Source organism: Glaciecola sp. HTCC2999 (genome assembly GCF_000155775.1).
GTDB lineage: Bacteria > Pseudomonadota > Gammaproteobacteria > Enterobacterales > Alteromonadaceae > Opacimonas.
Window position 1 is genome coordinate 134,178 of the sequence record NZ_DS989813.1, and the last position, 7,066, is coordinate 141,243.

At 43.1% G+C, this 7,066-nt stretch carries 7 protein-coding genes; 4 read left to right on the forward strand and 3 right to left on the reverse strand.

The genetic code is table 11. The features are described from left to right. From G2999_RS09120 to G2999_RS09130, 3 genes are all read left to right on the forward strand, one after another. A partial coding sequence (locus G2999_RS09120) for an amidohydrolase family protein (protein ID WP_010181042.1) occupies nucleotides 1-489 on the forward strand: 489 nt, incomplete at its 5' end. 32 nt (nucleotides 490-521) lie between these two features. Then, nucleotides 522-1,061, forward strand: a complete 540-nt coding sequence (locus tag G2999_RS09125) for an isochorismatase family protein (RefSeq protein ID WP_010181043.1) — start codon at nucleotides 522-524, stop codon at nucleotides 1,059-1,061. A gap of 27 nt (nucleotides 1,062-1,088) precedes the next feature. After that, a complete protein-coding gene (locus G2999_RS09130; protein ID WP_010181044.1) occupies nucleotides 1,089-1,607 on the forward strand; it encodes a GNAT family N-acetyltransferase in 519 nt (172 codons plus the stop codon). A gap of 68 nt (nucleotides 1,608-1,675) precedes the next feature. On the opposite strand, the gene fadA is transcribed toward G2999_RS09130, so the two are convergent. Then, entirely contained in the window at nucleotides 1,676-2,839 is a 1,164-nt protein-coding gene (gene fadA / locus G2999_RS09135) for an acetyl-CoA C-acyltransferase FadA (protein WP_010181045.1), read from the reverse strand. An 18-nt stretch (nucleotides 2,840-2,857) separates the two neighbouring features. Beyond that, nucleotides 2,858-5,011, reverse strand: a complete 2,154-nt coding sequence (fadB, locus tag G2999_RS09140; protein ID WP_010181046.1) for a fatty acid oxidation complex subunit alpha FadB — start codon at nucleotides 5,009-5,011, stop codon at nucleotides 2,858-2,860. 356 nt (nucleotides 5,012-5,367) lie between these two features. On the opposite strand from fadB, the gene pepQ reads away from it, so the two are divergent. Continuing rightward, a complete protein-coding gene (gene pepQ / locus G2999_RS09145) occupies nucleotides 5,368-6,702 on the forward strand; it encodes a Xaa-Pro dipeptidase (protein WP_010181047.1) in 1,335 nt (444 codons plus the stop codon). A 15-nt stretch (nucleotides 6,703-6,717) separates the two neighbouring features. Here pepQ and G2999_RS09150 read toward each other — a convergent pair. Beyond that, nucleotides 6,718-7,066, reverse strand: a 349-nt coding sequence (locus tag G2999_RS09150) for a polyprenyl synthetase family protein (RefSeq protein ID WP_010181048.1), incomplete at its 5' end; no start/stop codon positions are given.

The following is a 7,066-nucleotide window of genomic DNA, read 5'->3' on the forward strand; positions in this document are numbered from 1 at the left end:
TCTGGTCGAGAGCCAGGGGTACTCGGTGCTGCTTTGAGTCATCATGGGTCGTTTGCGGGGTTGATTATGGATGGTCAGCATGTATCACCGATTTCTATCCAAGCAGCACTTAATGCCAAAGGGATTGAACATAGTGTTCTAGTCACTGATGCCATGGGGCATGTGGGCAGTGATAATCTAACTCAGCCCTATTTTGATTTATCGATTACGCGCAACGGTAAGCAATTAACGACACCTGATGGTAGCTTAGCAGGCTCATGTTTAACTATGCATGAAGCGGTGTTAAATACAGTTCAACATTGTAATGTGACAATGCAGGAAGCTATTGTAATGGCAACTCAGAGCCCGGCTAATTGGTTGGGGGTGGCTGATCGAGGTAGGATTGAAGTGGGTCAACAAGCGAATTTAATTGCATTAACACCCTCTAACACAAGTCACACATGGCAAATTAGTGCTCATTGGATCAAGGGTCATAATTTGCACGCTTAAAAGAATGCACCATAACATTAACAGGAGTCAGTATGTTATCAAAACATAATACCGGTTTAATTGTTGTTGATATACAAGGAAATTTAGCTAAGCAAGTCCACGCTAGCTCTGCTTTTCTTGATCAATGTGCAACATTGATTCAAGGAGCAAAGTGCCTAGATTTACCTGTTGTGGTACTAGAGCAATTACCCAATAAGTTAGGCCCTACTGATGCCAAGTTAGCAGCTCATTTAGGCGCTTTCACACCTATTATTAAATCCACCTTTAATGCATGTGAAGAGCCTGAATTTGTTGAGCGAGTTCGATCGTTTAAGGTGGATACTTGGTTAGTCTGTGGTATTGAAGCACATATTTGTGTCTATCAAACGGTACTTGGCTTGTTAGATTTAGATTTTCATGTGGAACTAGTCAGTGATTGTGTATCATCGCGTAAGTTAAGTAATGCTGAGTTGGGTATCCATCGTGCTGAAGCGTCAGGAGCGAGTGTGACCAGTGTTGAGATGTGTCTGTATGAATTGGTTAAAGACGCCTCGTCACCAGAATTTTTACCCATCCTTAATTTGATCCGTTAACCTGTAAATCAAAAGAGAAATATTGTCATGATAAGAGAAATGACTAAGTCAGACTTTGTTGCATTTTGGCCATGCTTTCGTCGCATTATTAGCGCACAAGAAACTTATGCATTAGTCCCTGATATGACGATGGAAGAAGCCTTCACATTATGGTGTATCGCGCCAAAACAAGCTTATGTATTTGAAGAGAATGGCCAGATCCTTGGCACTTATTACATCAAAGCAAATGCCATGGGACCAGGCAGTCATGTTTGTAATTGTGGCTATATGGTTGATCCGAACGCCAGAGGGCGAGGCATTGCTAAAGTCATGTGTGAACATTCACAACGACAAGCTCGACTGTTTGGATTTACTGCTATGCAGTTTAATGCGGTAGTTGCGACCAATACGATAGCGGTCAAATTATGGCAACAATTAGGATTCTCTATTGTTGGCACAATCCCCGATGCTTATCAACATCGACGAGAGGGGCTTGTAGATTGTCATGTGATGTATAAATCAATGGACGTTAATGAAGCAAAAAAAAGCGAGTCACAAGTTAGATAAGTAAGTTGGACTCGCTATTTTTAGTTGTTTACAGTTCAAAAATTTGATTATTCAAATTCAGATACCTGTTAAATACGCTCGATAATAGTTGCAATTCCCTGACCATAACCAATACACATAGTAGCCAGACCAATAGTGTGATCTTGCTGTTCCATGACGTTTAATAAAGTGGTGGTAATACGGGAACCCGAGCAACCAAGAGGGTGCCCCAGTGAGATTGCACCCCCGTTTTGGTTCACTTTCTCGTCATACTGCTCTAACCAACCTAATTGCTTAATACATGATAATGCTTGTGCAGCAAAGGCTTCATTGAATTCAGCAATATCGATATCGTTCATCGATAATCCGGCTCTAGCTAACGCTTTTTTAGTGGCAGGCACTGGACCATAACCCATAATTGCAGCATCACAACCAGACACTGCCATTGAACGAATTTTGGCACGCGGCGTTAGCCCTAATGCTTTGGCACGATCAGCGGACATCAGTAACATTGCCGATGCACCATCAGAGATTGCTGATGAGGTCGCTGCTGTAACCGTACCATTGACCGGATCAAATACTGGACGCAGACCCGCTAAGCTTTCTACGGTGCAATCAGGACGAATAACTTCATCACTTTCCACCATAATCATGCGACCTGTCTCATCATGACCAGCAATTGCGGCAATTTCATTATTCCAGCGACCGTCTAAATGCGCTTGATGGGCACGTTGGTGTGAGCGCGCTGCAAAGGTATCTTGCATTTCACGAGTAATCCCGTTTTGTTTACCTAGTAGCTCTGCGGTTAAGCCCATACTGCCTGATGCCATGGCGGTGGTTTTGTTTAGTTGTGTATTTAAATCAATGTTATAGTTCATGGGGACATGGCCCATGTGCTCGACACCACCAATCATGTATACATCACCTTGACCCAGCATGATCCCTTTTGCGCCATCATGCAAAGCTTGCATCGATGAACCACATAAGCGATTCACTGTCACCGCAGCAGTAGAGCGTGGTATATCGGTGAGTAACTGTGCATTACGTGCAACATTAAAGCCTTGTTCTTTGGTTTGTTGGACACAGCCCCAAATAATATCTTCAATCTCACTAGGATCAACGTTTGGATTACGCTCAAGTAAGGTAGTCATTAAGTGAGCAGATAAGGTTTCTGCGCGCACATTTCTAAAAACACCACCTTTGGAACGACCCATTGGGGTACGAATACCATCGACTATGACGACTTCTTTCATAATTTTTCTCCTTGGTCGTTATGCAGTGAAATAAGTTTTGCCAGCGGCTGCCATTTCGCGCACACCGTCTGAAACTTGATAAATAGGACCTAGATGTGCATATTTGTCAGCTAGTTCTACGAAGTTGGCTAAGCCCATGGTGTCAATGTAACGGAATATTCCACCTCTAAACGGTGGGAAACCGATACCATATAGCAACGCCATATCAGCTTCGGCAGGACTTGCAACAATGCCTTCTTCTAAACAACGAATCGATTCGTTGGCCATAGGGATCATTAAGCGTGCTATGACTTCTTCAGGCGAGAATGTTTGAGCCGGAGCAGCATGTTCAGCAATCATATCAATCGCAACTTGCGCTGGTGTCTTACTTGGACGGCCACGTTTATCTTTCCCATGATCATAGAAACCAACACCGTTCTTTTGACCTAAACGATTTGCGTTATACATTAATGTGACCGGATCGTTATCGAGCTTTTGCATGCGCTCAGGAATACCATCAGCCATGACACCCGCTGCATGATCAGCTGTATCAATACCCACTACATCCAGTAAGTATGCCGGTCCCATTGGCCAACCAAATTGTTTTTCCATAATTTTATCAACGGCCACAAAATCAGCACCATCGAGTACTAGCTTGCTGAAACCGGCGAAGTATGGGAATAAAACTCGGTTAACTAAAAAACCAGGGCAATCGTTGACCACAATAGGGGTTTTGCCCATGCGTAATGTTGTGGCAACTACTGCTGCAATCGTCTCATCAGAAGTATTCTCGCCGCGGATAATCTCCACTAATGGCATTTTATGGACTGGGTTAAAGAAGTGCATGCCGCAGAAACGAGAAGGGTCTTTTAATGATTTAGCCAGGTGGTTAATGGAAATAGTCGACGTGTTCGAGGTGATCACCGCATCCGCAGCTACATGTGTCTCGGTTTCGGCTAACACAATCCCTTTCACTTTCGGATTCTCAACCACAGCCTCAATGACTAAATCAGCATCTTTAATCGCGTTATAATCTAATGTTGGCGTAATGTTGTTTAAGGTCGCAGCCATTTTCGCAGGCGTCACTTTCTTGCGTTGCATGCCTTTTTCAAGGATCCCTGCAGCAGTGCTTAAGCCTAAATCAAGCGCATCAGTGTTGATGTCTTTCATGATACTAGGGATGCCTTTCACAGCGCCTTGATAAGCAATACCGCCGCCCATAATACCGGCACCGAGCACCGCATTAAGTTTGATTTCTTTTGTGGCTTGTTTCGCCATTTTCTTGCCGACACCTTTGACGACTTGGTCGGCTAAGAAGATACCAATCTGCGCACTGGCGGCATCAGTTTTGGCAAGGGTTAAGAAACCTTGATTTTCTAGTGCCATTGCCCCTGTACGGTCAAGTCCAGCGGCTTTTTCAATGGTACTGACCATCAGGTTCGGGGCTGGATAATGCTTACCGGCCTTAGCATAAACCATGCCTTTGGCCGTATTAAAACTCATGATGGTTTCATTGGCACCTAACTTTAATGGACTCATTTTTTCAGTTTTACGAGCGCGCCAATCAAATTTACCAGCAATCGCATCACTTAGCATGCCTTTCGCTGCTACGATTAATTGCTCAGGGGCAACTACGGCATCAAGTGCGCCGTCAGATAATGCTTTAGGTGCTTTTTTATTTGCGCCGGTGGTCATCCACTCGAGCGCGGTGTCTGCACCAATTAGACGAGGTAAACGAACGGTGCCGCCAAATCCAGGCATGATACCTAATTTGACTTCGGGCAATGCAACGATAGCATTAGTTTCTGCAATTCGGTAATCACAAGCTAATGCCATCTCAAAACCGCCCCCTAGGGCCATGCCATTAATAGCTGCAATAGTTGGGATATCTAAATCTTCAAAGCGGTCAAATACACCCGATGACTCTTGGATCCATGCTAACATTTCTTCATCAGTGGCACTGAACATGGTAGTAAATTCAGTGATATCTGCGCCGACAATAAAGGCGGGTTTAGCTGAATGAACAACGACACCTTTCACATTGACATCACCGGCAATGGCTTGAGTTGCAGCATCAAATTCGTTTAGTGTTTGTCGGTCAAATTTGTTGACAGAACCGGCGGCGTTGTAACAAAATTCCGCGATTCCATCAGCATCAACCGTTACGGTAATATTAGTACCTTTATACAGCATGATTATCTCCTTTGGTTTAACCAAACTTTTTTTTGTAGGGTAAATTTTAAAACTGGTCTTACAAGTAGTCCTATATAAAAACATATTGCCAAGCAGTGCAAATGAATTCTATGCTTACAGGTGTATAGGTCAAACTTATAATAGAAAAAGGTTTGTTGTTACTCAAGATATGGTTTGTCGTTTTATTTTATCTGTAAACCGCTATCCTGACAGTGAATTTATAAACTGATACACTAATCAACACATTACTTTTGAGGTCCATAGCAATTGCGAATTACTTGCAAAAAGCGCTTCGAGAATATCATGCTATCGAATAGAAAATAGTAGAAAACAAATAATAACGACAAGGAATTAAGATGAGTGATTTTACCGCTCTGGTAACACAATTGTATCCTCAGCATATTGAGTACATGCAAAACTTGACCAAAGAAGCGTTAGCACGAGAAAATTTGGATGGTTTGGTTATTCATTCAGGTCAAGGTAAACGTATGTTTTTGGATGATAATCATTATCCATTTCATGTGAACCCGCAGTTTAAAGCGTGGTGTCCCGTCACAGATAATCCGAATTGCTGGTTAGTAGTGAATGGGGTGGATAAGCCGAAACTGATTTTTTATCGACCTGATGATTTTTGGCATAAGGTGCCGCCTGAACCAAGTGCCTTTTGGACTGAGCACTTTGACATTGTTATGCTTGCACAAGCTAATGCGGTCGAGACACATTTACCATTAGATAAAGCGGGTTATGCTTATATAGGTGAATACTTTGAGGTCGCCAAAGCATTAGGGTTTGAGCATGTTAATCCAGAGGGTGCGCTGCATTATTTGCATTATCATCGAGCGTATAAAACCGATTATGAACTAGTTTGTATGCGAGAAGCGAATCGTATTGCGGTTAAGGCCCATCATGCTGCAAAAGAAGCGTTTTTCGCAGGTAAGTCTGAGTTTGATATTAATCTGGCGTATTTGGCGGCCGCGCGCCAAGGTGATAATCAAGTGCCCTATAATAATATTATTGCGCTAAATGAACATGCTGCGATTTTACATTATACCGTTTTAGAAACGGATGCCCCAAGTGAACATCGTACCTTTTTGATTGACGCTGGTGCCAGTGTTCACGGTTACGCGGCGGATATTACACGCACATATACGACGGACACTGGGGAATTTGCTGCTATTGTGAAAGGCGTCGATGAACTTACTATCACATTAGCGAATCAACTTACACCGAACACTTCTTATGTAGATATTCATGAACAGGCCCATGCAGGTGTTGCACAAATACTACATGATGCTGGCATTGTGAATTTGCCAGCTCATGAAATCGTAGCTAAAGGGATCACAAAAACCTTTTTTCCGCATGGTATTGGCCATATGCTGGGTTTACAAGTTCACGATGTTGCGGGTCATGTCAACGATGATTATGGTACACCGAACCCGGCACCAGCAGAACACCCGTTTTTACGCTGTACACGCAATATAGAAGCGCGCCACGTATATACGATAGAACCAGGTGTGTATTTTATTGATAGCTTATTAGCGAAGTTACAATCAACAGACAACGCGATCTATATAAATTGGGATAAAATAGCCGAGTTATCCCCGTTTGGTGGGGTGCGAGTGGAAGATAATATCATTGTCCATCCTACGCATATAGAAAATATGAGCCGAGACGCTGGGCTCAACTCTTAACTCTATATTAAGATATTAAGCGACACGCTCTACAGAAAGGTGCGCTAAGCCAATTAGCGCATCTTTATATTGTGATTCAGGAATAGCAGATAAAGCATCAATTGCTCTTTGTGCTTCAAGCTGCGCTTTTTCTTGAGTGTATTCAATCGAACCGACATTTTTCATTGCTGTCAGAATGGTCGGTAAATGTTCTAAACCGTCACCATCGGTAATCGCGTTGGCGATAAGTTCAGAGGTTTGCGTGTCACTGTGCCACATGGCATGTAATAATGGCAATGTTGGCTTACCTTCGGCCAAATCATCGCCTACGTTTTTACCCATTTCATTGGCATCAGCCGTATAATCAGATATCATCAACGAGTTG

Excerpts from the sequence above, each read along its gene's own strand:
- fadA (WP_010181045.1), bottom strand. The coding sequence starts at position 2,839 with ATGAAAGAAGTCGTCATAGTCGATGGTATTCGTACCCCAATGGGTCGT.
- G2999_RS09130 (WP_010181044.1), top strand. The coding sequence starts at position 1,089 with ATGATAAGAGAAATGACTAAGTCAGACTTTGTTGCATTTTGGCCATGC.
- fadB (WP_010181046.1), bottom strand. The coding sequence starts at position 5,011 with ATGCTGTATAAAGGTACTAATATTACCGTAACGGTTGATGCTGATGGA.
- G2999_RS09125 (WP_010181043.1), top strand. The coding sequence starts at position 522 with ATGTTATCAAAACATAATACCGGTTTAATTGTTGTTGATATACAAGGA.
- pepQ (WP_010181047.1), top strand. The coding sequence starts at position 5,368 with ATGAGTGATTTTACCGCTCTGGTAACACAATTGTATCCTCAGCATATT.